This window comes from Bradyrhizobium sp. 197 (assembly GCF_023073375.1).
Classification (GTDB): domain Bacteria; phylum Pseudomonadota; class Alphaproteobacteria; order Rhizobiales; family Xanthobacteraceae; genus Bradyrhizobium.
In genome coordinates, this window is record NZ_JADPJJ010000146.1 from 115,857 (window position 1) to 142,113 (window position 26,257).

Annotated in this window: 19 protein-coding genes and 2 pseudogenes; 3 read left to right on the forward strand and 18 right to left on the reverse strand. The window is 58.3% G+C overall.

Features of this window, described 5'->3' with window-relative positions; translation table 11 throughout:
• Positions 1-111: 111 nt before the first annotated feature.
• The 9 genes from IVB27_RS34450 to IVB27_RS34490 form a co-directional block, all read right to left on the reverse strand.
• Positions 112-1,353, reverse strand: coding sequence for a serine hydrolase domain-containing protein (locus tag IVB27_RS34450; protein ID WP_247447197.1), 1,242 nt, complete (start codon positions 1,351-1,353; stop codon positions 112-114).
• Positions 1,354-1,477: 124 nt separating this feature from the next.
• Positions 1,478-3,517, reverse strand: coding sequence for an ABC transporter ATP-binding protein (locus IVB27_RS34455; protein ID WP_039800371.1), 2,040 nt, complete (start codon positions 3,515-3,517; stop codon positions 1,478-1,480).
• Positions 3,510-4,361 (reverse strand): ABC transporter permease, encoded by an 852-nt coding sequence (locus tag IVB27_RS34460; protein ID WP_018458300.1) that lies wholly within the window; start codon positions 4,359-4,361, stop codon positions 3,510-3,512. Before IVB27_RS34460 ends, IVB27_RS34455 begins: the two co-directional genes overlap by 8 nt.
• A 1-nt stretch (position 4,362) precedes the next feature.
• Positions 4,363-5,310 carry an ABC transporter permease gene (locus tag IVB27_RS34465; protein ID WP_018458299.1) on the reverse strand — a complete coding sequence of 316 codons (948 nt, stop codon included), beginning with the start codon at positions 5,308-5,310 and terminating at the stop codon, positions 4,363-4,365.
• Between the two features lie 71 nt (positions 5,311-5,381).
• The gene (locus IVB27_RS34470) at positions 5,382-7,046 is read right to left on the reverse strand and encodes an ABC transporter substrate-binding protein (RefSeq protein WP_018458298.1); all 1,665 of its coding nucleotides are present in this window, start codon (positions 7,044-7,046) and stop codon (positions 5,382-5,384) included.
• Positions 7,047-7,554: 508 nt separating this feature from the next.
• Complete coding sequence (locus tag IVB27_RS34475; protein WP_018458297.1) at positions 7,555-8,640, reverse strand: LLM class flavin-dependent oxidoreductase; 1,086 nt, start codon at positions 8,638-8,640, stop codon at positions 7,555-7,557.
• A gap of 45 nt (positions 8,641-8,685) precedes the next feature.
• Positions 8,686-9,228, reverse strand: coding sequence for a flavin reductase family protein (locus IVB27_RS34480; RefSeq protein WP_247447198.1), 543 nt, complete (start codon positions 9,226-9,228; stop codon positions 8,686-8,688).
• A gap of 946 nt (positions 9,229-10,174) precedes the next feature.
• On the reverse strand, positions 10,175-10,594 hold the full coding sequence (locus IVB27_RS34485; RefSeq protein WP_039800367.1) for a RidA family protein: 420 nt from the start codon (positions 10,592-10,594) through the stop codon (positions 10,175-10,177).
• A gap of 28 nt (positions 10,595-10,622) precedes the next feature.
• Entirely contained in the window at positions 10,623-11,384 is a 762-nt protein-coding gene (locus IVB27_RS34490; protein ID WP_026233551.1) for an SDR family NAD(P)-dependent oxidoreductase, read from the reverse strand.
• Positions 11,385-12,346: 962 nt separating this feature from the next.
• On the opposite strand from IVB27_RS34490, the gene IVB27_RS34495 reads away from it, so the two are divergent.
• Positions 12,347-13,081, forward strand: a complete 735-nt coding sequence (locus IVB27_RS34495) for a GntR family transcriptional regulator (protein WP_018458293.1) — start codon at positions 12,347-12,349, stop codon at positions 13,079-13,081.
• Positions 13,082-13,245: 164 nt separating this feature from the next.
• On the opposite strand, the pseudogene IVB27_RS34500 reads toward IVB27_RS34495, so the two are convergent.
• The 9 genes and pseudogenes from IVB27_RS34500 to IVB27_RS34540 form a co-directional block, all read right to left on the reverse strand.
• A pseudogene (locus IVB27_RS34500) lies at positions 13,246-13,653 on the reverse strand (IS5 family transposase); the annotation flags it as partial.
• A 299-nt stretch (positions 13,654-13,952) separates the two neighbouring features.
• Positions 13,953-15,341 (reverse strand): aminotransferase-like domain-containing protein, encoded by a 1,389-nt coding sequence (locus tag IVB27_RS34505; RefSeq protein WP_026233550.1) that lies wholly within the window; start codon positions 15,339-15,341, stop codon positions 13,953-13,955.
• Between the two features lie 36 nt (positions 15,342-15,377).
• Positions 15,378-16,811 (reverse strand): NAD-dependent succinate-semialdehyde dehydrogenase, encoded by a 1,434-nt coding sequence (locus tag IVB27_RS34510; protein ID WP_247447199.1) that lies wholly within the window; start codon positions 16,809-16,811, stop codon positions 15,378-15,380.
• A 169-nt stretch (positions 16,812-16,980) separates the two neighbouring features.
• On the reverse strand, positions 16,981-17,880 hold the full coding sequence (locus IVB27_RS34515; protein ID WP_247392873.1) for a dihydrodipicolinate synthase family protein: 900 nt from the start codon (positions 17,878-17,880) through the stop codon (positions 16,981-16,983).
• A gap of 11 nt (positions 17,881-17,891) precedes the next feature.
• Positions 17,892-18,731 carry an amino acid ABC transporter ATP-binding protein gene (locus IVB27_RS34520; RefSeq protein WP_247447200.1) on the reverse strand — a complete coding sequence of 280 codons (840 nt, stop codon included), beginning with the start codon at positions 18,729-18,731 and terminating at the stop codon, positions 17,892-17,894.
• Positions 18,731-19,384, reverse strand: coding sequence for an amino acid ABC transporter permease (locus IVB27_RS34525; RefSeq protein ID WP_247447201.1), 654 nt, complete (start codon positions 19,382-19,384; stop codon positions 18,731-18,733). Before IVB27_RS34525 ends, IVB27_RS34520 begins: the two co-directional genes overlap by 1 nt.
• 12 nt (positions 19,385-19,396) lie before the next feature.
• Complete coding sequence (locus tag IVB27_RS34530; RefSeq protein ID WP_256468488.1) at positions 19,397-20,368, reverse strand: proline racemase family protein; 972 nt, start codon at positions 20,366-20,368, stop codon at positions 19,397-19,399.
• 4 nt (positions 20,369-20,372) lie between these two features.
• Positions 20,373-21,329: a transporter substrate-binding domain-containing protein gene (locus IVB27_RS34535; RefSeq protein ID WP_247447203.1), complete on the reverse strand. Its 957-nt coding sequence runs from the start codon at positions 21,327-21,329 to the stop codon at positions 20,373-20,375.
• Positions 21,330-21,701: 372 nt separating this feature from the next.
• Positions 21,702-22,937 carry an NAD(P)/FAD-dependent oxidoreductase gene (locus tag IVB27_RS34540; protein ID WP_247447204.1) on the reverse strand — a complete coding sequence of 412 codons (1,236 nt, stop codon included), beginning with the start codon at positions 22,935-22,937 and terminating at the stop codon, positions 21,702-21,704.
• Between the two features lie 187 nt (positions 22,938-23,124).
• Between IVB27_RS34540 and IVB27_RS34545 the strand changes: the two are divergent.
• Together IVB27_RS34545 and IVB27_RS34550 are read left to right on the forward strand one after the other, a co-directional pair.
• Positions 23,125-23,589, forward strand: a pseudogene (locus tag IVB27_RS34545) (Lrp/AsnC family transcriptional regulator); the annotation flags it as partial.
• Positions 23,590-24,412: 823 nt separating this feature from the next.
• Entirely contained in the window at positions 24,413-26,083 is a 1,671-nt protein-coding gene (locus tag IVB27_RS34550; protein ID WP_018458282.1) for an MFS transporter, read from the forward strand.
• Positions 26,084-26,257: the final 174 nt, after the last annotated feature.

Genomic DNA, 26,257 nt, shown 5'->3' on the forward strand with positions numbered 1-26,257 from the left:
GCGAGGCAATTCGCTCCGCGTAGCCGGGTCGCATACGCGTGGCAAATGTCGGCCGCAAATGCGGCCGCCCCTGCTAAGCGCCGCGCAAGCGGCTCGGCGCAGAATGCCCTACTATTCGCGCAGCATCTTCCCAAGCGCCAGCATCTGGGGAAGGGTTATCTTGTCGTTCATCGAAGACGCTACGGGGTGCGAGGCGAAACGAGCGACCACCATGTCAGCCTTTGGCGCGACATACAGGCGCTGGCCATGGATGCCGCGGCCTTCGAAGGCGTCCAGCTCGTTATGCGTCACCCACCACATGCTGCGGTATGAGTATTTTGGCATTCCCGGGGCGCCCTTTGAGAACCGCGACTGGTTCCCGCCCTTTTGCACGTCGTCTACGACGGACTCCGGAATGAGTTGCTTCCCCTTCCAGTCACCTTTGCACCGCATCAACTCACCGAATCGCGCCACGTCGCGCAGCGCTGCGCTCAGCCCACCTCCGGCCGACTGCATCCCTGCTGGATCGATCCTGATGTAAGCATCCTGCTCGCAGCCGAGCGGTACCCAGAGGCGTTCATGAAGCAGTTCGGCGAAGGAGCGGCCTGTCACGCGCGCCATCACCCAGGCCATCACTTCTGTGTTGACTGTTTTATAGGCGAACTTTTCGCCGTGCGCGCCTTCTTTACTTACCGTGCGCAGGTAGTCACACATGGTCTTCGGCCCGTCATAGCCGACCGGCCGCCAACCAAAGGAGCGCCCGTACGCGCTCACGCCGGAGTTCTCGTCGACGTAGTCTTCCGTGTATGCCAGACCGGTTTCCATATCCATCACTTGACGCAGGGTGGCGTCCTTCCAAGCGGAGCTACCCAGCTCCGGCAGGTAATGCGGGATCGTCTTTGTGTCATCGAGAACGCCTTCATGCACAAAGGCTGCGGTCAATGTGCCCGCAAACGACTTCGTGACCGAAAAGCACGAATGGGGCAGGTGCGGTTCGAGCGCGCCGAAGTAGCGCTCGTACACGATCCGCCCGCGATGCAGCACCACGAGCCCGTCGGCGTAACTGTCATAGAGCGCATCTTCGAATCTGCGGGCGCGGCCGTTCATGTCCACGAAGGTGAGCGCGTCGATGTCAGCGGCTCTGTCCCTACGCTCGAACGGCGCGGGCTGCCCGCGCTCCACATTGGCGGTCGCGGCAAGCTCGCGCATGTGAGACAGCGACCAGCGGATCTGCGGAAAATGGAGGAAGCGGCCGCTCTCGAAAGTTATCCGTTTATCGGGGGGCGGCGGCGCGCCATGCATCCAGCCGAATTCCCGAGGATCGGAATCACGGCCGTCGGGATAGCCCTTCCCCTCAAATTCAAGCATGCCCATCGGTTCACCTCAATTGTTGCAGTTGTTCTGTTATGGCCAAAACATTCAGCGCTAGGCCACCCCTTGGAGGCCTATGTTGGTCACACGCTATTTCGCTGGTATCCGCTAATCGCGGCTGATCTTATCAAGAAGCAGCATCCGCTGTGGCGTCTGCCAGGCGCTTTGTTTCCCTTTGGAGGGACGCGAGCTCTGCGGGTGCGATATGACAACGGATGATATGCCCAACCTCCGCTTCGACCAGCGGCGGCTCGCTGGTCTCACAGACAGTCCCGAGCTTACGGGGGCATCGAGTCTGGAAAACGCAACCGGGCGGCGGATTGGCTGCGGAAGGAATCTCGCCTGTCAGGCGGATGCGTTTGCGGATACCTTCAAGGTTGGGAGCGGCGGATAGAAGTGCCTCGGTGTAAGGATGGCTTGGTCCTGCGAATACACGCTCCGAAGGTCCTACCTCCATGAGGCGCCCAAGATAGAGCACCGCAATTCGATCGGAAAGATAGCGCACCACGCCAAGATCGTGAGAAATGAAAATGTAACTCACAGTTTGGGCCGCCTGGAGCTCAGCCAGTAGGTTCAAGATCGCTGCCTGAACCGACACGTCAAGTGATGAAGTAGGTTCGTCACAGACTACCACTCGAGGGGCGCCCGCGAAGCTTCGTGCAATGGCCACTCGCTGCTTCAGGCCACCTGATAGCTGGCGCGGCCTGAGAGACAAATGTTGGGGAGCCAGGCGGACAGCTGCAACGAGCGCTCGAAGACGATTAGACAGATCGGCGCCGCGAAATCCACCAAGCTTCCGCAACGCCCGACCAATAATGTGCTCGACGGAATGAGAACGGTTGAGCGCCGAGTCCGGATTCTGGAAGATGATCTGGACTGCCTTGACCTGCTCATCTCGCCGTCGCTCAAGGGTTGAAGCAAGGGGCTTGCCATCAAGCTCAAGAGTCCCGCCGGGATCAGGCGACACTAAGCCCAGAAGCATGCGAGCCAGCGTAGTCTTGCCAGAGCCCGACTCGCCCACTAGCCCGAGCGTCTCTCCTGGCTGCAGGTTAAGAGAGACATCCACCACGGCGCGGATCGCATGCTCGCCTTGGCCAAAAGTCTTCGAAACATTGCTTACCCGAAGCACCGGCTCCGCACCCGCCCTCGCTTTCGCTAGTACCGCATCCGGAGCAGTGCTGCGGGGAAGATCCGCTGCCCGATCTGGGTAATGGCAACGCACGAGCCGGCCACTTCCATTATCTTGCAGATCCGGAATTTTGGTCCGGCAATGGTTATCGGCGAGAGCACACCGCTCGGCGAAGGGGCAACCACTGATCGACGCACCGGGCGTGGGCAGGAAGCCTGGAATAGTATCCAGCCTCCGATGGTCCTTACGTTGCCCGGCCCGGGGCAAACACCGCAGCAGGGCTACAGTGTAGGGATGACGCGGCGCACTCAGCACCTCACGAGTAGGCCCTTCTTCGACCAAAATTCCCGCGTAAAGAACGCCCACGCGGTCGCACATCTTCGCCACTACCGCAAGATTATGGCTGATGAACAGGATCGACGTGCCGAGTTCGCGCCGAAGATCGCTTACGAGTTCGAGAACCTCGGCCTCTACCGTGGCATCAAGACCGGTAGTGGGCTCATCAAGAATAAGCATCGTCGGATGGCTCGCCAGCGCCATGGCTATCCCGACCCGTTGCTGCATTCCGCCGGAAAGCTGGTGTGGGTAGCGTTGCATCACTGAGGTCGGATCGGCGATACGGACTTTGGCGAGCATTTCGAGCGCACGAGCCTCCCGCTCTTGCGGGGGCAAGCCCGCGAGCTCGAAAACCTCGACCAACTGCCGCCCCACCTTCATTGTTGGATTCAGCGCCTTGCCGGGATCTTGGTAAACCATAGAGACTGTTCTCGCTCGTAGTCTCCGTAGAGCCCTCGTATCGAGCTCCATTGCGTCCGCTCCGTCGAGGAAGATCTTGCCCCCGGTTACCTTGCCATTGCGGGATAGATAGCGCACGGTTGCCAGCGCCACCGTCGACTTCCCGCAACCGGACTCGCCGACGAGGCCGTACGCCTCACCACGAGCAATCTTAAGAGTGATGTCGCGCAGTACTGCGCGATCTCGGCCGCCGGATCGATAGGCGACGGAAAGCTGATCCAAACAGAGGGCGTGATTAGTCATGAATTGCCCCATGCAGCCCGTCTGCTACCAAATTCACCGCGATGACAAGGCTCGCGATGGCCATTGCGTCAAATAGGACCGCCCACCAGTAGCCAGCACCGATCATCGCGTAATTTGTCGAGATCGACAGTCCCCAATCCGGCGAGGGAGGCTGCAGCCCGAAGCCAATGAAGCTCAGGGTAGCCACTGCAAAGATCGCATAACCAAGACGTACTGTGGCTTCGACGAGGATAGGCGGAAGAATGTTAGGTAGGATTTCAATAAAGACTATGTGCACTCCTGATTCGCGGCGCAGCGTCGCTGCAGCGACATAGTCCAATTCGCGTTCCGAAAGTACGGCGGCTCGGACGGTGCGGGCAATACGCGGGGCGAACGAAAGGGCGATAACCATGATCACGGTAGTTTCAGATTTACCCAAGGCTACGATCGCCAACAAAACCACAATGATCGATGGGAGCGCCAGCACCGCCTCCAGCAGGCGGGAGATGATGTCATCAATCACTCCCCGCACATAGCCCGTAAGTAAACCAATAGCAGTTCCCAAGATCGTGGCGAGGAATGTCGCCAGAGGGGCGATGGTGAGAATGTCGCGCGAGCCGATTATGACACGGGAAAAAACGTCACGCCCAAGCTGATCAGTGCCGAACCAATTGTCGGCGGACGGAGGCGCTAGAGCGTTCAGCACGTCCCCGGCGAGAGGGTCGTAGGGCACGAAATGAGGTCCCAATAGTGCGCATGTGATCCAGAAGGTCAGAACGGCAGAGCCGAACAAGAACTCGCCGGAACTTAATAGCGCGGCACCGACCCCTCGCCGGAGACTTAACGAAGTACTGACATCGGCCATTTCAGCCCCCTATTCGGATGCGGGGATTAAGCAGGGAATACAACAAATCTGCGAGAACGGTTGACAGGACCAAGACTGCACCGGCCACCAGCACACCCGCCTCAAGCATCGGGAAATCCTTGCTCTGGGCGGCAGAGAAGATAAGTAAGCCGATGCCCTGATAACGGAACAAGATCTCCACCACCAAAAGGCCGCCCACCAGATAACCGGCTTCAGTGGCGATGACTGTGATCGTCGGTAACAGCGCGTTCCGCAACACATGGCGCCAGATCACCTGTGGCCACGTTAGGCCCTTTAGTACGGCGGTTCGGGTATAATCAGAATCCAGCGCTTCAATCATTCCAGCGCGAGCCATGCGGGCGATATAGCCAAAGAGCACGAAAACTAGCGGCATTGCGGGAAGTATCAGGTAATGTATCTGCGTCAGGATTCCGGCGTCAGGAGGCCAGGTCGCTGAGATCGGCAGCCAACCTAGCCACACGGCGAAGATCAATATCAGCACGATGCCAGTGACGAACTCCGGTAGAACGGTCGCGGACATGCCCCCTAAGCCGATAATGCGGTCGATTGGCCGGTTTACATTCAGCGCAGCTACTACTCCGCCAAGAATCCCCAGTGGGACAACGAGCAGATAAACCACGGCCGCAAGTTTGAGCGAATGCCCAAACGCGGTGAGTACGATAGGGGCGACCGGGGCGGAATAGGCGTAGGATCGCCCCATGTCCCCCTGCAGAACGTTCCAAATCCAAGCGCCGTACTGAACAAGCAGCGGCCTATCCACACCGAGCTGGTGGTTCAGCGCGTCGACGGCTTGCTGATCCGCCAATGGCCCAAGGATCGCCCGCCCTACGTCACCGGGCAACACTTGGCCGCCGAAGAACACCAGGAGGCTCAGCACGAAAAGCGTTACAAACGCATAACTGAACCGTTGAGCAAGGAAGCGCTTCATAGATCTCTTTCACACACCGCCGTGACGACTCGGTAGGCGAGGCTGCTAACGCCCCGCCTACCCGCTCGCTACTAAGCCATCCCGGCGTTCTGCAGGAACAGATGCCCAACAGCCGTTGGCTGAACGCCGACAAGACCTTTCTTCGTCGCGGTCAGCTGGTCGTAGAAGTAGCTCCAAAGGTACGGAGTCTCTTCAAGGACAAGCCGTTGGATTTTGCCTGAGACCGCTCGCTGCGCCTCTAAATCAAGGGAGGCGACGTAGCTCTTTGCTAAGGCATCATACTCTTTGTTGTTGAACCGCGCCGTATTCCAGACGCCATCGCTCTTCAGTAGAGCCGAGAGATGAAAATTCGGAACGCCACGGTGGACATAGTCGTCGATGCCCAGCACTGCATCGAAAAAAGGAGACTGACCGGGGACAAACTGGCCGTAAAAGGACATGTAGTCCATGATATCCAGTTTAAGGTCGATGCCGATCTGTTTGACCCAGCCTTGGATGAGCTGGGCATACTCAGGAATTTCAAGATAACGCGAAGTCGAGAGCGTCACCTGAAAGCCCTTCTCCATTCCCGCCGCCTTCATCAATTCTTTGGCTTGCGCAATGTCTTGCCTACGCTGCGGGACAGTCGGGTCGGCGGAGGGGTAGATTGAAGCAAAGGGAGTGTCATTGCCAACTGCGGCATAGCCCTTCATCAACCCTTTGACCAGTTTCTCCCGATCTAGACAAAGCGCGACAGCCCGGCGAACGCGAGGGTCTTTAAATGGACCCTCATCGCACTTCATGGCAACCAACTGGTTTGCGGAAGACTTGATGTTGATTATTTCAACAGCCGGATTGCTGAGCAAGGCTATTCCTGCAAGCGCGGGAATCTTGTTGATCATATCAACCTGTCCAGCCTGGAGCGCGAGGATTTGCGGCTGGATGTCCTCGAAGAACAGAAATTCTGTTTTTGCGGGAAGCGCCTTCGGCCCCCAGTAGTCGTCATTTCGAACAAAGCTCACACCAACATTACGAGTGAACCTGTCGATCTTGAAGGGGCCAGTGCCGTCCCAAGTGTCCTCGAAGTTTCCGGAATAGCTGGCCGGCAGGATGATGGCATTGTAATTGTCGGACGAAACCAAATAGGGAAAGTTGCCATTGGGACCGTCGAGATGGAATTCGACCGTGTAGTCATCCACCTTTCGGATAGCTCCTTGCGACAAAACACCCCTGAATACCGTGAGCGCGTTCGAAGTATTTTCGGGATTGATTAGTCGATCCATGGTCGCGACGACGTCGTCCGCCTTCATCTCGCCGCCGGAATGGAACTTGACGCCCTTGCGCAGAGAAAAGGTCCAGGCGCTGCCGTCCTGATTGGGCTTCCAGCTTGTCGCGAGGGAGGGCTTCAGAATCAGATCAGGCCCGGGAACGCAGAGAAATTCACCGACCTGTTGGGTCAAGAGAAAACATCCGGGGGTGCCCCCTCTGACCGGGTCAATCGCTTGCTTCGGTGATGCACAAGCGATGCGGATCGTAGCCCCGGGCTGAGCGGCGGCCCGGGCGACCGATGGAGCAGCACTGTAGCCCGCCACCATTGTAACCTGCGCGAGAAACGGCAGGGACAATCCAAGCACGCTGCCATGCCGTAAAAAGTCTCGGCGGCTTACGCGGCCGTCGATATGCCCATCAACAAGGTGGTTCTCGAGCGAGGTGAGATTGGAACGGAGATCATCGAGCAAGCGAGGCTGACGTGACATTCAAGTTCCCCTTTCATGCAGGTAATAATCTCGCGCCAGAGCCAAAGACGGCACCTGCATATGCCGCGGCAGTTGAGTGCGAGCGAGCCGCAATTGAGACATTAAGCGTCCGGTTAGTGTCCGGAGTATTTCTAGTACATTCGACCGTCACAATTCGCCATTTTGTTACGAGTCAATGGCGGCAATGAACCATATTATTTCTGTTCCATGACGCAAGACAAATCTTTTGGCTGCAGTTCTTTTCCCAAGCTGCGAATACGCCGAGCTGGGGCTTCGCTCCGACCGCACAGCGCTATGCTGGTGCGAGCGAAAGGTCTCGGCGGCCGCCCGCCGTCCCCATTGATGCCCCCTCTCACGCTCAGAGCGGATGCGAACTGCGCTGTTGTTCACGCCAAAGCTATCCGGCCAGCTAGCGCTTTCGAACGCCGCGCCCTTTGCGCTCTGCTCTTCATGCGCTGGCTCCTTACAAAGGGCTCGCAAGGCTAAGAGGTCCGACGCCCATTTCCACTTAGACACTCACCGAGCCGCTTCTTGAGCCGATCGAAGCGATCGGCCCCAGTTCTTTTTCAATGAGCGGCACGACTTCAGTCTTGAAACGCACGATTGATTTATATGCTCTATCGAGAGGCATGCATCCGAACGAGAAATTGCAGGTGTAATTAGTCGGATTGAGCCGTGTTATGTCCGCTACCATCTTTTCGGCGACGGTGTGTGGATCTCCGACGACAGTCTTCTCTGCATATTCATCTAGGGTGTATTCACCCGAGTATGGCTCATCTCGGATGTAGCCCCTTCTGTCTAACGGAATCTCCGCCTTTCGAAGATGGTGAGCCATGCGCCCGACGTAACGCGCGCGATCCGCCACTTCGAGCGACTCGCGACGGCTATCAGTAATTCCAACGTACTGCATGATCGCAAGCGGCTTGGTCGAGGGTCTCTCTCCTATTGAGCTCCAGGCATCGTTGAGGCCATCCACCATCTTGTAAAGAATCGGCGAACCCAGCGTGCTGGCAGCCAAGAACGGCACCGCTCTCCATTTCTTGAAACGGTTTAGCAATTTAGGGTGGGACGAAGTTACGAAAATTGGGGGGAGCGGCTTCTGAGTAGTGCTGATGGCGAATTGCGTTTTTGGTAGCGAAATGTACTTGCCATCATATTCGACCTCACCATTGACAAGCGCGTTTTCAATCACGTCCCAGTATTCGAGGAATACATCGACGCGATCGTCTAGCTCAATTTTGTAACGATCGAACTCGTACCGCTGATAGCCAGTGCCAAGCCCGAGCGCGAGACGGCCTTCGGTTTGAATATCCGCAACAGCTATTTCCTGCGCAAGACGAAGTGGATTGTAAAGCGGAAGCACGATAACGGCCGGGCCAAGCTTTATCGACCTAGTCCAGCCAGCCGCATAGGCGCACATCATCAGTGGAGATGGAGAGCTGGAGTAATTTGCGAAGTGATGTTCAGCGAACCATGCAATATCAAAGCCCAGTTCTTCCGCGGCTTCTACCATCTTGCGGGTGTCGCGCATGACGCCGCTTGCACCATCCGGGTGATCGCGAAGCGTCATAAGGTTGAACAGACCGAGTTGCATGCACTTACCCTTCTTTTGTGATGATCTGACGCTGCCGCTACTCTGTTAGCTGGTCCCTTGAAGCATGAGAGGGGCCGCAAGCGCGTAAGTGCCGTTCTGATAGATAAGAGGCGCAATGATGCGATCGAATTGGACGTCGAATACTCGTCCTATGATTATGTCGTGGGTAGCGTATGAAATAGCCTGATCCATTTCGCAGAACAGTGTCGCCTGCGCGTTCGGGAGGTAAGGAATCCCATCCTGCTCAAGCCAACCACCGACATTGAAGCGCTCCTCCGGCGGCACCACCCCACTGAACGACTGGGACACGTCCATCTGCGATGCCGTCAGGACGTTGATGGAAAAGCGTCTCTCATCCTTAAGAGGACCGCTGATCGAGGCGCTCTTGTTGACGCACACGATGATCGAAACCGGCGCAAAACTCAGCGGAGTGACCGACGTCACCGTGATGCCATAGCGAGCCCGAGCCCGCTTGCAAGACAAGACGCAAACAGTTGATGCAAGCCTACGCATAGACTGCCGGAACCGATCAACTCTCTGATCCTGACCAAGCATCTGCTTTCCTTTCTCGTCAGAATTGCAGATCATCTACAATCCGTCAACACGAAACCTCCTATCGCGCGACCGTTGTCTCGCCGTCGGGAGTCCGGACTTCGGCACCGTCAAGCCGGAGTCCGGGAAAGATCTGTTAGCCGCAAGCGGCCAGTCCGGACGCGCTTTGTCGCGCCCTTCCTTCTCGCTCGTGCAGGTCGGGGGAGGCGATCTCGGGCGATATTGACGTTCGGCCGCAATTGGCGATTGGATCGTGCCCCTGGCGCGGTGTAGCTGGCTGCGAGTCACCGGGCTGGTCAGCTGGCGAAGGCCGAAAGGCTCACGGTCGGATCATCGCTCAGCGGCGCGATGGCTTCCAGCGTCATGTACCGGGCGCGCTGGACAGCCCACTACTCGACCACGACCCGCCATACTGGCTTGGTCGCGCGATCCAAAAGTCATGTCATAGATATACTCCGTGGTTGTGGTACGAGAACAGAACCGTGGTCGATCTGCGCTTAGCACTCGTATGAAAGTAGCTGCGAGAAGCCCACCCTCCTGTCTTGAAGGGCTGTTCATAAAGCTCGATCAGGTCACTTGGTCCTAAGGCTGACGTGGCTGCTGCCCGCCATACCGACCACGCAACTCCCAACCCTCGCATCGCTGCGTCTTCACCAGCAAAATGGTCGTGTAGCAAACGTCTGCCGAAACGCCAGGCGCGAGCATGTGAGATCCGGCTCAATGTTGCTTCTGAGCCGGCTATGAGCTCGCGATCAAACGGTGTGACGGCTTCCTCCTTGCAAATGGCGCGCGAAGGAAGCACCCTTGATCCCATACGATGGGTTGCGCAGTTCCTAGCCGACTTCACTTACGCTGATAGTGAAGCCGCGGGCCGCTTGCGTAATCCCATTCTTCTCACCTTCGATATAGACTCGCGCTCCCACCCAAGACTTGGAGAAAAGACTCGGCCGGCTCCGCTCGTATGGGACGCTTGGTTGGCCGGTCAAAGCGCAATCGTGAGATTTCTCGTCGGTAGGCTGCCTGCGCCGCGGTAGGCCGTGACTTCGATTTCAAAAAGGTATTCAGGCCCGCCTAGCGGCCCACAACTGACCGTACTTGCCGGATTGATATTGCGGAATTTCTCACCGATATAAGACATTACTTCCGCAACATCTTCTTGCCGGGGAACGATGATACGACGGCGAACAATGTCTGACAGTCCGCTGCCGACCGCCTCAAGCGCACCTTCAACATTCTTCATTGCCAGCTTAGCCTGTTCCAAGGCCGTGTCTGGCATCCTACGTGTCTTATAATCTCTTCCGGCCGTGAGCGACATGAATATCCAATTGTCAACCGCGACGATTCGAGAGTAAGCGAGTCGCTCTTCCAAGATGCTGCCAGATCTTAGCTTTACGATTTCCATGTCAGTTTCCATTCTGCAAGGGATGAAATTAGCTGTGCGCGCCGCCGTCAATGATCACTGTTTGGCCCGTGATCATGCTGCCGGAAAAACCTAGAAAGATCATCAATTCTGCGACATCTGTGGTTGTACAAACTTTTCTCAAGGGCGTTCTAGCGACCACGGCCTCATGACGCTCCTCCTCCCGCTTCATCGCCCAGGAACTATCGACCGTGCCGGGCGCGACAGCGTTGACACGAACGTCGGGAGCCAACGCGTTTGCCAAGTTCTTGGTTAGATTTATCACCCCGGCCTTAGATACGCTGTATGGGATCGTGCTGGCGATTCCTCCATAGCCAGCAACGGATGCCGTGTTCACGATCGCTCCCTTTGCTGATTTAAGCGCCGGTGCAGCCGCTTTGGCGCACCGAAACACGCCCATGAGATTCACGCCCAGCAAAGTCGCCCAGAGCTCCTCTGTAAGCTGATCGAGATCCGCAATCGGCACCGGTGTATTGCGACCGGGGGTCCCAGCATTGTTCAGCAGGAGGTCCAAGCGCCCAAGGCTGTCGATGGCCTTCGATACCATTCTTGGCGCATCATCGGCATCTCCCACATCGCCAGGCGCGCCAATCACTGCCAGCCCTGCCCGTTTAAGGTCCGCTAACGCGGCTTCGCCACGGTTGTCGGATGGCAAGTAATTAATTGCGACCTTAGCACCGGCTTCCGCCATAAGGCGCGCGGCTTCAAGGCCGATCCCGGAGCCCCCTCCGGTTACAAGCGCAGTCTTCCCCGTTAAGTTATACGATCTCATCCTTGCACCTTTCCGTGTTGGTATGTCTTCTCGTGGTTTGCTCTTGCGATGGACTTTCGAGCACCTCGTCTTTGATGAAAGCGCCTCTAATCTTTCGCGGGGCCGCTGATCAAGCTGGTCTTTGTTCACGCATACGAGAACGAAAGTTGCCGCCAACATCAGCGGAGTAACTGACGTCGCGAAGCAATAGCGAGCACGACCACGATTGCAGGACGCCGCAAACAGTGGCTGCAGCCATGCTGCATAGATTACTGATTATCTACAATCCGTCAACAGAATCCCGTTGTTCATGCGTTTGTGTAAGGATTGCCGACGCGCGACGTCCGCGAACTCTGCACCGGTACGAAAATTTGTATTCAGGAAGAGATCACTCAGTACGATGAACCGGCAGCGGAGCACGGCCGAGCTCGGGAGGCTTGATACTCACCATTCGGCCGACTTGCCTGCTCCTGCCACGCACGATCGCTTCGATGCCTCGCAGCAATCCAAAACTCTCGCGGCGTATCCACAATCCCGGATGAGTTCGCGAACTGCTTTCTCGTGCAGCCTTGCTAATTGCGCGTGAGCGGAATCGCCGAGCGCGCCAGGAACCGACTGCTGAACGTTGACGCGGTTCCGTAGGCACACCTCAGCTACAGCTCTGCGTCGTATTCAGGTTGAGCGAAAGGTGCAGGAGCTTAGGCGAATTCAGACCGGCTTTTGAGATCTTAAGTTTTGCCGGGGTGCGTCGCACCGCGCGCTTCTCGGAGATCACTCGAGCGTTTGATCCGGCGCCAGTGCCGTGTGTCGTTCGAGGCGTAGAGTGGATCCGCGGTGCGGACCATCGAACGGCAGCGCTTCTTTCGTGTTTCATCGCCCCCTGTATATAGTATACAATGAGATTCCCGTGTACGTATCCTCTATAGGGTCACGAGGAGAACTCGATGCGAGCTAGACATGGGAATAGTGCTGTACTGGGTCAAATGACCCGTATTGAAAGCACTCAATTTGCGGCAGAGCAGATCCGCAATGCTATAATCACCGGGCATTTCAAGCCCGGCCATCGGCTTGTTGAACAGCAACTGATCGAAATGCTGAATATCTCCCGCCATCCAGTCCGCGAGGCTCTACGGCTTTTGGCGCGAGAAGGATTTGTTGAAATAAAGCTGAATAGAGGTGCATCGGTGACCGCAGTCGACGCGGATAGTATCGCCGAAGTATATAATCTTCGAATGGCCATGGGCAGGTTAGCGCTTGATCATATTTTCGCTCATCCAAAGCAAATTTCCGATAAGGCATTGAAAAAGATAGAAAAGCTCGCACAAAATGCCCTGAAATCCTCCGAATTTGAGGATCAAGCAGAGTCAGTGAAGACTGATCTTGAATTTCAGCAAGCCATCGTAGACGCGACGGGCCTTCAAAGAACGATGCGCTATTTTTCGGAACTGACCGGTGACATCAGGCGATTCAACAATTTCTTTTCCGTCGTCTACACCGATCGCAAAGGGGACGCCCAAAGGTACATTATGCGGCTGTACAAAGCGATCCGGCACGGAAGACGCGACGAAGCGCAAAAGATATGGAGCGCGAAATTTCAGAAGGCTCTCGACAGATATCTGGCATTGGTTGCTGGCACTGAGGCCGATGGCGCCGCACGAGCTAAGGGTTTCGACAGCAGCCGCACCCCCTTGCGGCGCACCAAAGCTGTCGACGCCTAGCGGTTGGTCGAGGAACATCCTTTGGTAGCAGCTATTGTTGGGCCATTATCCAAGTGGTGTAGTTGACTACCCCAGTATTGGTGACTGCCAGGGCGAGTAGTCCCGAAATATGCTGGCTAATGCGACGACTGGCCCTACAGCAGGTCGTCAGAAGCATCGACGCTGCCGGCGTCGAATCCGCGTGGCCCGCCGGCCTCCGTCGTAGATGCGGTCTGACTATCGATAACTGCAGCTGTCGGTTTGGGCTTTCGTCCGAGGCTTCGGCGCGCCTTCCGAACCAAGGCCTCGACGATCTGCTGCCATCGACCCGTATCGCGCCAAGCGTAAAAATAGCCCTGCACCGTCGAGTATGGCGGGAACTCTTTCGGCAAGGCTCGCCATTGGCAGCCGCTCGACAGAATATAGAAGATCGCCTGCACGATCTCGCGCAGATTGACCTCCCGCGGCCGGCCCAATCGCCGTCGCGGCGGCATCATCCGGGCGATCAACGCCCATTCTGCATCGGTCAGATCACTTGTGTAACGCAGTCCGCTGCGCTGATACTGGATACGAGCGGCCTTGGTCCATGGCATGGCGTCCTCCCTCGAATCTTTGCAAATCCGAAGGAATCACAGGCCAGCCAAAGCCGCTCACCCTTTTTCGGTCAGGCTCTCAGGAGCCGGTGAACCTCAGCTCCAGCTTCGATCCGCTGGTAGAGCGCTGGTGATCGAGCCAAATTGAGCAACGGGGCGATCCCGGAACGGTTGGATCATGTATTGTAGGAGATTCGTCTCGCAAGCGTCCGTCGAAGCTCAGAACGTCTGAATACGAGTACAATCTCGCTCCCGTATTTGGCAACACGACGGATAGAACAAACCAGAGCGAGAGACGGTTAGGCCACAGAAACGACGTTTATCGGATAGCGAGCCAGTATATCGCGTAAAGTCTGCAGCACGTCGGAGAGTTCGAAAAGATCCCTTGGTGCGCCAAGGCAGATGCGTGTTGCGCCGGGATCAACTTCGCCGACCGCCGACGCGATGCGTGGTGTCACAAGTATGCCCCGACCTCGGGCGGTGGCGGCAAATTGATCCGCAGACCACCCTTCCGGCAATGGCAACCATCCGTAGAAGGCCGGGAAATGAAGCTTTGAGGCGTTCGGAAAAACGTCCAGGAACACCTGGTAGCGCTCGCGCGCTTGCAGACGCCGCTCATGCAGAATTTCTTCAAGCTTGCCGCTCTCGATCATCCGGATTACCACCTCGCTTAGCATGGGAGCCACAAACCAGGCGGACGCGTGCAGGAGTAGCTCGGTCTGAGCAATGTAGTGCGGCGGGACCGTTAATGTCCCGAGCCGAAAGGCGGGCGCAAGGCACTTGGAATAAGAAGTGACATAGAAGGTGCGGTTAGGTGCCAGGGAGGCGATCGGCACCGGACGCTCCGTGAAGAAGAAGCCGTAAACGTCATCTTCTATGACGGCGAGATCGAGCTCTTCGGCTAGTTCAGCGATTCGGCGCCGGCGGGCGAGACCCATGGTGCGAGCCGTGGGGCTCTGTAAGGTTGCCATACAATAGAGCACCCGCGCGTCAGACGCGCGACACGCCTGCTTCATTGCTTCCGGGACTATTCCCTCTTCGTCCATCGTGACGGGCACCAGATTGAGGTGGCTAGCAGCGGCGATCGCTTTGAAGCCGGAATATGTGAGGGTATCGACCAAGATACTGTCACCTGGCTTTGCGACGAGGCGAAGGGCGATGTCGATGGCGTGCTGAGCGCCGTTGCATAGATACAACTGGGCAGGTTTGATTGTGAAGCTGTTATCAGACAGCGAAGCTGCGATGATCTCGCGGTGCTCCCAGATGCCGCCATGGGGATGGTAGCGCAGCAACGGTGCAAGATCAGGTTCGCGCACCACCTCATTGAACATCGTGGACAAGATCTGCCGCTCGCCACCCTCCACCGGGACGTTCAGCGCCAGGTTAACGGGTTGATGTTTTGCCGTCGGCTCAGCTCGGGAAGCGGAGCGGCGCCGGACAAAGGTACCCTGCCCGACATGGCCGCTGACGATCCCGCGTTGTTCCGCCTCCTGATAGGCTTTGCTCACGGTACCGACCGAGAGACTAAGCTCTCGTGCCAGGTCTCGGTGCGGTGGCAGACGATCGCCATCCGACAGCCGGCCATCGGCAATGTCCTGCTCCAGAGCGTTGACCAGGGCTAGGTACCGCGGTCCCTCGGAAGCGAGCTGCCGAGGTCGCCAGCCTGAAACCGGCCCGTCCAAGCTCATCTCCCGCGCTCCTTTTCGTTTCGGTCTCATCGTTTGCTAGACATGAAGATGGCCGACATACTTCCTTACCGTATAGGACTCTAAGCCTTCGATGCCGCCCTCGCGGCCCCAGCCACTGTCGCCGATCCCGCCGAACGGCGTTTCGGGTATTGTCACCACCATCTGGTTGATGCCGATGACTCCGACCTCCATCTGCTCCGCTATGCGGTTCGCAGTCGCGGCAGAGCGGGTGAAGGCGTACCCGGCGAGACCGTACGGCAATGCATTCGCCCGTGCGATGGCCTGTTCTAGGTCATCAACAGGTTGTACCAGCGCAAGCGGGCCGAACGGCTCCTCTCTCATGGCTCTCGCCTGTTCGGGCATATCCGCCAGGATGGTGGGCCTGTACATCAGACCGGCCCCCTTCAGTCTTTCACCTCCCACCACAAGACGCGCCGAATGGGATAAGGCGTCGGAGATCAGGTCGTCCATGGCAGCGATACGGCGCGCGTTGGCGACCGGCCCCACGGTGGTGGCCGCTTGCAGGCCGTCTCCGACCACTTGCTTATCCACGAAGGCACGAGCGTGTTCGAGGTACTCTTCATAAACTGGCTGTTCGACGAAAAACCGTGTCGGCGAAGTGCAAACCTGGCCAGTGTTGCGCAGTTTGATGGTCATGGAGAGCTCCGCCGCGCGCTGCACGTCGGCGTCTTTCGCGACGATCACCGGTGCATGGCCGCCCAGCTCCATCGTGGCGAGCGTCAGGGTCTCTCCTGCAAGCCGAGCGAGCTGACGTCCCACGGGTGTTGATCCAGTGAACGAGATTTTGCGGATGATGGGGGAACGCAGGAGATATTCGGACACTTCTGCCGGTATGCCGAAAACCACGTTCAGTACGCCTTTGGGTAACCCTGCGTCGGTGAGCGCCCTCGCCATCTCTAGCGTGGTCCCCGGCGTTTCCTCAGCTGGCTTGATAATGCAAGTGCATCCGGCGGCAAGAGCGGGAGCGATTTTGCGCGCGGGCGTTACTGCCGGGAAATTCCAGGGCGTGAAGCAAGCGACGGGGCCGACCGGCTCCTGCGTGACCGTCTGGCGCATATCGGGCAGGCGCGCCGGGATCACTCGCCCATAGCTGCGCCGCCCCTCTTCCGCGAACCAGTCAAAAAACTCTGCCGCGGCGGTGATCTCTCCCTTCGCTTCCGCGAGGGTCTTACCTTCCTCCAAGGTCAGCACAGTGGCGATATGGTCTAAACGCTCTCGCATCAGGCCGGCCGCGCGGCGCAAGATCTGCCCCCGCTCATACGGCGAGGTGCGCCTCCAGCCTTCGAAGGCCCGGTTTGCCGCCGTGAGTGCGCGGTCTAGTTCTTCCGTCCCCGCGTGCGGCAGCTTGCCAAGAGGCTGCTCCGTCGCCGGGTTGAGAACGGTCTCGCTTCCAGCATTGGTTTCCTCGATCCACTCACCATCTATGAGGAGTGCCAGTTTGGTATACATCTTCTATTCCTTAAACGGATATGTTGCGCTCAGACGCGAGTGAACGAGAGCCCGATGCGACCGAGCCCCTTTGTCGAGGCGGCTTAGATGTGAACCGTCTCTGCCCGCCCAATTAGTGGGTTCTGCGATCGATACTAATTTCGCTAACGGCAGGATTGGAACGATCCCCTCAGGCCTTAGCCCAGCGAGTAAGACCGGCCTCAGAGATGATCTTCGCGATGGCCGCTTTTTGTTCGTCTGCCAAAGGCAGCAGCGGCAGACGCGGGTCACCTGCGCTCCGACCTAGCTGGCTCATGGTTTCTTTGATGGCCGCGTAATAGGATCCGGACTGGAAGCAACGATAGAAGGCGAAGACGTCGCGGCCGAGATCGTCCAATCCCTTGTCACCGCCCAGGGCTTTGTCCCAGTAGTCGCGGATCAAAGGCCCGGCGATTTGATGCGCCATGGCGACAACTCCGTGGGCACCAACGGCGCGGGCCGGCACGATCATTGTCTCGTAACCGACGAAGACACGAAGTCTGTTCCCGACACGCTGCACAAGCTCAGTCACTTGAGTAATGACGCCGGAGCTATCCTTGATCGCGACCACCGTTGGCAGCGCAGAGAGCTGCTCCACAAGGGCTGGCGTGATGTCGATGCCAGCGCGCCGTGGGCTGTTGTAGAGCATCAGCGGCAGTGACGTGTTGCGGGAGATGTGTTCAAAGAAGGTCACGATCTCACGCGGACTCGGCATAGCGTAGATGGGTGGCAGGATCATGCCGCCCGCGCACCCCGCTGCCACGGCCGATTGGCACGCTTCCAGCACGTCCTCGACACGCAAATCGGCGACGCCTGCCAGCACGGGAACACGGCCGCCCACATGGTCAACGGTCAACTTGTAGAGATGCGCGCGTTCGGCCTTGGTGAGCGCATAAAATTCTCCGGTGCTGCCAGCGGCCACGACCCCCTGCGCGCCATTGGCGATCGCATCGTCAATGAGCGCCTTATATCTGGTCTCATCAATGGAGCCGTTGGCGCCAAAGGGAGTGACGAGCACGGGGAAGATACCGCCCCAGTTCACGTTGGTCATGATTTACAGTCCTATGCTGGAGATGTGGATGAAGGTGCGGCCGCCTGCGAAGTGAGGGGGCCGAGAAGGCGAGCCTGTTCAGTGAACCGGCCGACGAAGGCAGCGAGCCTCGGGTTTTGGCTCGAAAGCAGGAGTTCACGGGGAGCTCCGCTGGCTGCAACGACTCCTTGGTCCATGAAGACCACCCGATCAGCCAGCTCATAGGCGAAGCCGATTTCATGGGTGACGATCACCATGGTCATTCCTTCGGCGGCGAGCTGGCGGATGGCGGCGAGCACCTCGCCCACTAGTTCTGGGTCCAGCGCCGAGGTCGGCTCGTCGAAAAGCATGATGGTGGGCTGCATAGCTAGCGCCCTGGCGATGGCAACGCGCTGCTGCTGACCGCCCGACAATTGTGAAGGGTATTTATGCCCGGCCTCGGGAAGACCCATACGGGTGAGGAGCTCGCGACCCCGGGCCTCGGCTTCGCCGCGCGCCACTTTCTTCACCACTACTGGGGCTTCGATGATGTTCTCTAGCGCCGTACGGTGGGGGAACAGGTTGAAGCTCTGGAACACCATTCCGGTTTTGACGCGCACCGCGCTGACCTGCCGGCCAGAGAGCTTCAGCCGCTCGGCCCCGCAGCGACGGAAGAGAGGCGCCCCCTCGATGACGATCTCGCCCTGGTCAGGCTCCATCAACAGGTTCATGCATCGTAGCAGCGAGGTTTTGCCCGAGCCGCTCGCGCCAATCAGGCAGACCACCTCTCCGCGATGGACATCGAGATCGACGCCGCGAAGTACATGATTTTTTCCATACGATTTCTCTATGCCCCGTACGCTCAGTACGAGCTCAGAGGATGTTACGGCCATCACGCGGCCTCCTTGCGTTCGAATCGCCGGGAAAGAGCGCTGAGAGGGAACAACAAGAGGATGAAGACGAGGCCGATCGCGGTGTAGACCTCCATCGGCCGGTAGGTGAAACTGGCTATATAGCCGGCTTGATAAAGAAGGTCGGGGATGGTCAGCACGGAGAGAAGAGTCGTGTTTTTGAGCTGCATGATTGTCTGGCCCATCAGCGGCGGCACCATGCGGCGGAGCGCCTGCGGCAGGATGATCCGCTTCATGCGCTGCACGTACCCCATTCCCAAAGCGATTGCGGCATCGGTCTGGCCACGGTCGATCGACTGGACGCCGGCACGCAGGATCTCCGCATAGAAGCCGCTGGCGTAGAACCCGAGACCCAGGATGCCCGCCGTTTCCTTGCCGATCTGGATCTGAAGAAAGATCGGCAGCGCGTAATAGGTCCACATCAGCAGCACGAGCAGGGGAATGTTGCGGAAGAACTCGACCCAGACTCGGCCGGTCCATCGCACCAATGGCCAGGGGGTGAGCTGAAGGAGCGCCACAAACAGGCCGACCACCAATCCGATGGCGCATGTGTAGATTGTGTACTTCAGAGTGACGAGCAGGCCGTAGGCAAGAATGTCCCAATTCGCAAAGACGATGGACGGATCAAATTTCATGGCACTCCCCCGTCAGGTGGGAAGAAAGCCGGCTGGCAGCGGATCGTCCGCTTCCAGCACGAGCGTAGAGAATGCAGCGATATGAGCCATGCCCCGCACCTCGGGAATGACCGCGGGCTGGCCATCATGCCCTCTGCCCAACTCCGCGATCTTGGCCTCAAAGGGCACGCCAAGAATGTTCTCCGCTCGGTAGTGCGCGCCCACGACCAGCTGCCTGCGGGCGTGAAGCTGGGCCAATCGGGCGGATGTCCCGGTGCCGCAAGGCGAACGGTCGAACTTATTGCCGGCCAAAATCACCAAATGGCGGGCGCCAGCCGTAATCGACTGGTAAAACAGAACGCTGTCGACCTGCGGCACTCCGCTTCTCGCATTCAGCGCTTCCTTGATCGCGACCCCCGCGCGGCACCATCGGCTGGCATGGTCGATGCTGAATGGAAGATCGACTTCGTCCGCGTCGACCAGTGCGTAGGTGATCCCGCTATAAGCAATGTCGCAGGTCACTGTGCCGAGACCTTCGACCTCCGAAACAACATCGGAGGCGAGCACAAAAGAGGGTACGTTGCGCAACAGGACAGAGGTCAGCCGCCCGGCTTCGAACGTGCCGGTCACATGGACGATACCCGCCGGGGTCTCGATGGACATGCCGTTTCGCTCAAAGCCGTACGGGAGCGCCCCCATCGCAGCTAGACTGGCGATGTAGCCAATCGTGGCATGACCGCACATGTCGGCATAGGCGTAGGAGAAGATGAAGAAAAGACCCTGGTCTGCCTCACGGGAGGGCACGGGCACAGCCGCAGCCGTGGCGGCATGCCCGCGCGGTTCATGGAGCAGTAACGTTCTCAAGCCGTCATGGTTGTTGCGGAAATCGTCCCGCTGCTCGCGCACGCTGTCCCCGCGTAACGGAGGGATGCCCGCCATGACCGTTCGGGTGGGATGCCCTGCGGTGTGGCTGTCGATGACTGTGAAGAGACGGCTCGTACGCATGGCGTCAGCAATACTTGCCGGACTGGGGAACCACTTTCATGTCGATGCCGCGCTCGAGCATGTAACGAGTGATGCGCGAGCAAGCGAGGCCGAGCGAATTCTGCTGCGACATCCAATTGGCCAGGAAGTTGGAGAAGCCCTCGTTTCCGGCTTCGCGGCGGATGCCGATCGTCGCAGGGTTGCGCAGGATCGGTGTGGGTACCACGGCCTTGCCGACGCCCTTGGAGTCGAGAAGGGCCGCATCCTGGTCGGCAATGATCATCGCGTCGATTTTGCCTGACTGTAGCTCTAGCACCGCTTGGTCGCGCGTGGGCACCACGACGATGGTGGAGTTCGGGATCACGGATTCGGCGATGACTTGCATTGTGCCGCCCTTCTGCACGGCGACGCGCACTTCCTTCTTGTCCATCTCGCGCCAGGTCTTGGGCGTAAAGCCAGGACGCGCGACGAGCGCCCAGATGCCCTCAACAATGGAGCCCGGGACATAGTCGATGACGAGGCCACGGCGAGGGTTGGGATTAAGCGCCACCGCAAGGTCGATTTTGCCGGCCTGAAAGTCGGCTGCGAGGTTGCCCCAGGTGGTCTCATAGTATTCGACCTGAACGCCGAGCAGACTCGCGATATCCTTACCCCAGTCGACGAAAAATCCTGACCATTCGCCCGTGCGGGGATCCTTGATGTAGCCCGGCTCTTCCGCGACCATCACTGGAAATTTGAGCTTGCCACTGGCCTTGATCCGGTCGAGCACCAAGGAGGGATTTTCAGCCCGAGCCGGCATGCAGGCCGGACCGAACAGCGCCGCCGCACCAAAGGTGACAGCAACAATCGCACGCAGGTAACGATTCATGGGAATGCTCCTCCCTCGTTGTCCTAGTCTCAGCAGACTCTGTATTATGACAATTCGATAATGTACTATATCAAAACCGGGTGACAACGCAATACAAAAAGATATCGTGCTCATGCAAAACCTGCTCCGGGCGAGGCATCCCTGTCGAACGGAAGCAGCGATCGAGCGCCGGCGGCGACCAAGCCTCAAGCATGGTAGCGGGCAGGACACCCATTTTTCTCTGTCCTAGCGTTGCCAAGCAGATCAAGCTCCCCTGTGCACAACATGCATGAATAAGAAGCACGAAGCTCACGGCAGGATACAATTAGAAGTCGGGTTCACCGGCATGGATCTGCCCCCTTCGGGAGAAACCTTGGTCACGGGCAGCTCGCCATGGTTTTCAACCGTGCCAGTCACTCTGGGCGGATAGCTGCGTCCCACATCAAAGCCTCCGCCGAACGGCAGAGACGCTCAGCATCAAGCAGTCAACGCTAAGTGGCTACCCCCTTATCGAAGGCGGTAAGGGACGCTTGAAATGCGGGGCGCGCGGCCCGCCACGAGGTCAGAGATGATAGCCGCAGTCATGGGGGCACCGCTGATGCCCATGTGACCATGACCAGTGGCGAACAAGATGGACGCGTGCTTGGGATGGGCGCCGATGATCGGGAGGCTGTCTGGCGTCGATGGTCTTACACCCATCCAGTCAGTCACCTGGCTGAGGGAAATGTCAGGGAGCATCGTGCGGGCGTAGGCTTGCAGCTTCTTGTTCTGCTTCACGTTGCGCGGCGCGTCGGGCGCATCGAATTCGGCGATGCCCACGATGCGCAGCCCTTCCTGGAGCGGCGTGGCAACGAAGGCTGAGGCCGCGTCGGTGACCGGGCGGCTAATGGCACCGGAACCAGCGGGCATGGTGATGTGATAGCCGCGCTCACTGGCCAGCGACAGGGAAATTCCTAGGGAGCGTGCCAGATCGCGGCTAGCGATACCCGCCGCGACAACCACCTTGTCATAGCGGTGGGGACCGGCGCTCGTTTGCAGCGTTACACATTCCGTGCCCGGCTCTATCGTCTCAACGCGCGCGGCCCGAATTGAAGCGCCTAGCGCAATGGCTCTATTCATCAAGCCCTCTACCAGCCCCGGAGGCGACGTGACGTGACCACTGCCGGGAAAGTATATCCCGCGCTTGTAATCGTGGGACAAAGCAGGCTCCAACTCGTATACTTGCTCGGCGCTTAGCTTCTCAAAGGCCACGCCATGCCGCGTCCGCAGGCCGTCCACCTGCTCTTCCAGCGGGCTCGGCGATCGGTTGCGCCAAACATGGAGAGCGCCGTTCGGCCGGAACAATCGTTTCCAGTCGGTGTCGCCGAGCATATCGCGATACAGAGCCGCGCATGGTTGGTTAAGGGCGTGCAACGCCGTATAGGCCGCCTCCCAGGTCTGCGGACGCCCCGTACGCAGGAAGCGTACTAGCCATGGCATGGTGCGGGGCAATTCACGCGGGGCGAGGCGCACCGGGCCATCAGCATCAGCGAACCAGCGCAACGCGCGCCACATGACACCGGGATGAGCCATAGGAAGAGCCGATCCAGCATTGTATTGGGCGCCGTTGCCCCAAGAGCAACCGTGGCCGACGCGGCCCTCCTCGAAGACCGTGACGGTGTGCCCCTCCCGCGCTAGCATAAGCGCGCAACTCACCCCGACTACACCGCCTCCAATGATAGCGACGGCACGTTGTTCAGCCATGTGTCTCCTCCAATAAATGCGCAACCAAGGTCCACTGCCGCGGGCCGCCACTGTTTATAGGTATCTTAATACTGTTCCTCGTGTTCTGCATCACTTGTCATGCAATTAATATAGGACAATACAGCCAAATTGCTCTATTACAAGTACCAGGCACCCCACTAGCTTGGAATTGACCGGAGCCCTGGATATGCAATACGACCGAATAGACGCCCACATCCTCGAGATCGTACAAAAGAACAACCGTGTGACCTGCGAGGTGATGGCTGAAGCGGTTGGTCTTTCGACAACCGCATGTCAGCGTCGACTGAAGCGGCTTCGTTCGGAGGGAATCATCGAGGCCGATGTGTCAATCGTTTCGGCGAAGGCAGTGGGATGGCCCTTACAAATGCTGGTACTGGTGACACTGGAACGCAAGCGTTCTGATGTCGTAGATCGGTTAAAGAAGGCCATCAAAGCGTCAGTAGAAGTCATCAATGGCTTTTACATTACCGGCGACGCAGACTTCGCACTCTATATTGCCGCCCATACGATGGAAGAGTACGAGGAGTTTACGCAACGGTTCTTCTACGAAAACCGGGATGTCAAAAGCTTCAAGACATTGGTTGTAATGGATCGGGTGAAGGCAGGCTTCGCGATTCCAGTGGCAATTCCCGACAACCGGTATAGCAATCCCCGTTCAGCCAGCGAACAGCGCCGGACGCACAGCCGACGACGGCCGCGCACAGTCGAATCAGCTTCAACAACAACCGTGCCCTCGCATCGTCGATCGGCAGAATTGTAGCTGCATCTCCGAGTGCGCGCGTAGCTGCTGCGATCAATTCATGCTCCGCCTGTTGCGTGCATGGCTGTGCTCGTGTGCGCGGACGCGTCACAGCGCCAAGACGCGTGCCGCGCGAAGACGGCGGAGCGGATGTTCCTCCAAACATTTTATACCCCGCCACTTAGCGAGAGCTACGATGCTTATTTCGGATGTTCCCGAAATGGTTTAGTGAGCCGTGGCGAAGCCTACATAGGTTTCATTGGCTCCGGCTGTAGCGATTCTGATGCTGTTAGCAAACTCCGCACTTGCCGCATTTTTCAATCAACCACGCGCACATTACGCGCAAAATACGCAATGCTTTACTCTACGATCGGCTCAGTAGGCGGCTTCGATCTGGCGTTAAGAGGCCGACTTACACTCACGTCCACGAACCGTTGCCGTGAAAGTCGCCAACTCGGAATCGCTAAATGAATCCACTAGAGGCCGCTCATCGAACTATTGAGGCGCAGCAGGTCGCAGGTACACCGCCGCTCTACCGCTCTCAGCCGAAGATCGTCAGCTCGCGCCAGGATAGGACTCTTCTATCACCGTCTGATCGCCGCTGTCTGCGGGAAACTGCATCCCCAGTTTCTTAGATGGTTGAGAGAGGCCGACTTTGCGGAATCATGTTTTTTGCGCCCCGTAAGAATATCGAACAGGTAAGCTCCAAACTCACATGAGTGATAAACCAAAACTCCCGACGGGTAACGCCGACGGGATCACCGCCCCATTCCAACATGCCGCTTTCCGTCGGATATGGCTTGCAAGCCTGCTCTCCAATCTCGGCGCCCTGATCAGGGGGGTGGGTGCCGCTTGGGCGATGACTCAGATGACATCGACGGCCGAGATGGTCGCCCTGGTGCAGACGGCGCTGATGCTGCCGGTCATGCTGATCTCGATGCCGGCCGGAGCGATCGCGGACATGTATGACCGTCGAATGGTAATGCTATTCTCACTCGGCGTCTCGTTTACAGGCGTGACGGCCCTGACTACGCTTGCTTGGCTCGATCTAACCACGCCAAACCTGCTGCTGGCGCTCTGCTTTGTAGTCGGCAGCGGTGTTGCCTTGACAGACCCGGCTTGGCAGTCCTCCGTAAGCGAACAGGTGCCTTCGGAAGCGTTGCCCGCGGCAGTAGCGCTTAACGGCATCAGCTACAACATCGCGCGTAGCGTCGGGCCCGTAATAGGTGGAATCGTCGTTGCAGCCGCTGGCGCGGTGGCTGCGTTCGCGCTTAGCGCGCTCCTATATCTGCCGCTGGTAATCGCTCTGCTTCTCTGGAAGCGCGTCAGTGAACCCTCGCGGTTGCCGCCCGAAAGCCTGCACCGTGCTATGGTGTCAGGCATACGCTACATCATTCATTCGCCTGCGATCAAGATCGTCCTGATCCGCTCTATGTTTATGGGTGTTTTCGGCGGTGCGATCCTTGCTTTGATGCCGCTGGTGGCGCGCGATCTTCTGCACGGTGGTGCGGAAATCTATGGCATCATGTTGGCCTCCTTTGGTCTAGGGGCTGTGATCGGCGCACTCAAAATCACGGAGATACGTAAGCGGTTGAGCGGGGAGGCTGCGATCCGTGCGTGCGCTGTGTCCATGGGCGGGGCAGTTGCTGCAGTCGCGCTGAGTCGTGAACCGGTTCTGACTGCGGTTGCGCTGGTTGTAGCAGGGGCGGCATGGATCGTGGCGTGGGTGCTGTTTAGCATCGGCGTGCAATTATCAGCGCCGCGCTGGGTGGCAGGACGATCACTCGCAGCTTATCAAGCTGCCAGTTCTGGGGGGATTGCCATCGGTAGTTGGGGTTGGGGACATCTGACGGATTCTGCAGGAGTCGGCGTAGCGCTTCTGTTCGCAGCTGTCGCGCTGCTCGTTTCTCCGCTGCTCGGGTTCCGGCTGCCGATGCCGCGCGTCAACGCGCAGGACGAAGAACCTACTATGCTTGAAGATCCAAGCGTGAGGCTGGCCCTGACGGAGCGCAGCGGGCCGCTTGTCGTGGAGATCGAATATCGAATCGCGCGACAGAACGCGCGCTCGTTCCACACTTTGATGCAGGACATCCAACTATTCCGTCAGCGCAACGGAGCCTATGGCTGGTCGCTTGCCCGAGATATTTCGGATCTCGAATTGTGGACCGAGCGTTATCACTGCCCTACGTGGCTTGATTACTTGCGCCAGCGCAACCGCGCAACCCAATCGGAACGAGCGCTAGATGGGCAGGCAAGTGCCTTCCACATCGGTCATGAACCTGTTCGCGTCCGACGTATGCTGGAGCGTCCGTTCGGATCAGTACGCTGGAAAGAAGCAGCGCCCGATGACGTCGCAGACGAGCAATTGCGCGGCACGGATTCGTAATGGTGACAAATTCCGGGACGTCGGCTTGACCTTGAGGCGTTGAACTTTGGCAGGGACGGGCGTGCATCGCTCATGGCAGTAGGTTTATCTTCCGGAGGCATACCGACGCGCTCAAGCAGAGTTGCGGAACGAACGAAGGTCGCTCCCACAATAAGCAACAACGTCTCAGCAGCT

What these genes read in the sequence shown, in the direction of transcription:
- IVB27_RS34450 (WP_247447197.1), bottom strand. Translation starts at nt 1,353, where the DNA reads ATGGGCATGCTTGAATTTGAGGGGAAGGGCTATCCCGACGGCCGTGAT.
- IVB27_RS34455 (WP_039800371.1), bottom strand. Translation starts at nt 3,517, where the DNA reads ATGACTAATCACGCCCTCTGTTTGGATCAGCTTTCCGTCGCCTATCGA.
- IVB27_RS34460 (WP_018458300.1), bottom strand. Translation starts at nt 4,361, where the DNA reads ATGGCCGATGTCAGTACTTCGTTAAGTCTCCGGCGAGGGGTCGGTGCC.
- IVB27_RS34465 (WP_018458299.1), bottom strand. Translation starts at nt 5,310, where the DNA reads ATGAAGCGCTTCCTTGCTCAACGGTTCAGTTATGCGTTTGTAACGCTT.
- IVB27_RS34470 (WP_018458298.1), bottom strand. Translation starts at nt 7,046, where the DNA reads ATGTCACGTCAGCCTCGCTTGCTCGATGATCTCCGTTCCAATCTCACC.
- IVB27_RS34475 (WP_018458297.1), bottom strand. Translation starts at nt 8,640, where the DNA reads ATGCAACTCGGTCTGTTCAACCTTATGACGCTTCGCGATCACCCGGAT.
- IVB27_RS34480 (WP_247447198.1), bottom strand. Translation starts at nt 9,228, where the DNA reads ATGATCTGCAATTCTGACGAGAAAGGAAAGCAGATGCTTGGTCAGGAT.
- IVB27_RS34485 (WP_039800367.1), bottom strand. Translation starts at nt 10,594, where the DNA reads ATGGAAATCGTAAAGCTAAGATCTGGCAGCATCTTGGAAGAGCGACTC.
- IVB27_RS34490 (WP_026233551.1), bottom strand. Translation starts at nt 11,384, where the DNA reads ATGAGATCGTATAACTTAACGGGGAAGACTGCGCTTGTAACCGGAGGG.
- IVB27_RS34495 (WP_018458293.1), top strand. Translation starts at nt 12,347, where the DNA reads ATGACCCGTATTGAAAGCACTCAATTTGCGGCAGAGCAGATCCGCAAT.
- IVB27_RS34505 (WP_026233550.1), bottom strand. Translation starts at nt 15,341, where the DNA reads ATGAGCTTGGACGGGCCGGTTTCAGGCTGGCGACCTCGGCAGCTCGCT.
- IVB27_RS34510 (WP_247447199.1), bottom strand. Translation starts at nt 16,811, where the DNA reads ATGTATACCAAACTGGCACTCCTCATAGATGGTGAGTGGATCGAGGAA.
- IVB27_RS34515 (WP_247392873.1), bottom strand. Translation starts at nt 17,880, where the DNA reads ATGACCAACGTGAACTGGGGCGGTATCTTCCCCGTGCTCGTCACTCCC.
- IVB27_RS34520 (WP_247447200.1), bottom strand. Translation starts at nt 18,731, where the DNA reads ATGGCCGTAACATCCTCTGAGCTCGTACTGAGCGTACGGGGCATAGAG.
- IVB27_RS34525 (WP_247447201.1), bottom strand. Translation starts at nt 19,384, where the DNA reads ATGAAATTTGATCCGTCCATCGTCTTTGCGAATTGGGACATTCTTGCC.
- IVB27_RS34530 (WP_256468488.1), bottom strand. Translation starts at nt 20,368, where the DNA reads ATGCGTACGAGCCGTCTCTTCACAGTCATCGACAGCCACACCGCAGGG.
- IVB27_RS34535 (WP_247447203.1), bottom strand. Translation starts at nt 21,329, where the DNA reads ATGAGCACGATATCTTTTTGTATTGCGTTGTCACCCGGTTTTGATATA.
- IVB27_RS34540 (WP_247447204.1), bottom strand. Translation starts at nt 22,937, where the DNA reads ATGGCTGAACAACGTGCCGTCGCTATCATTGGAGGCGGTGTAGTCGGG.
- IVB27_RS34550 (WP_018458282.1), top strand. Translation starts at nt 24,413, where the DNA reads ATGAGTGATAAACCAAAACTCCCGACGGGTAACGCCGACGGGATCACC.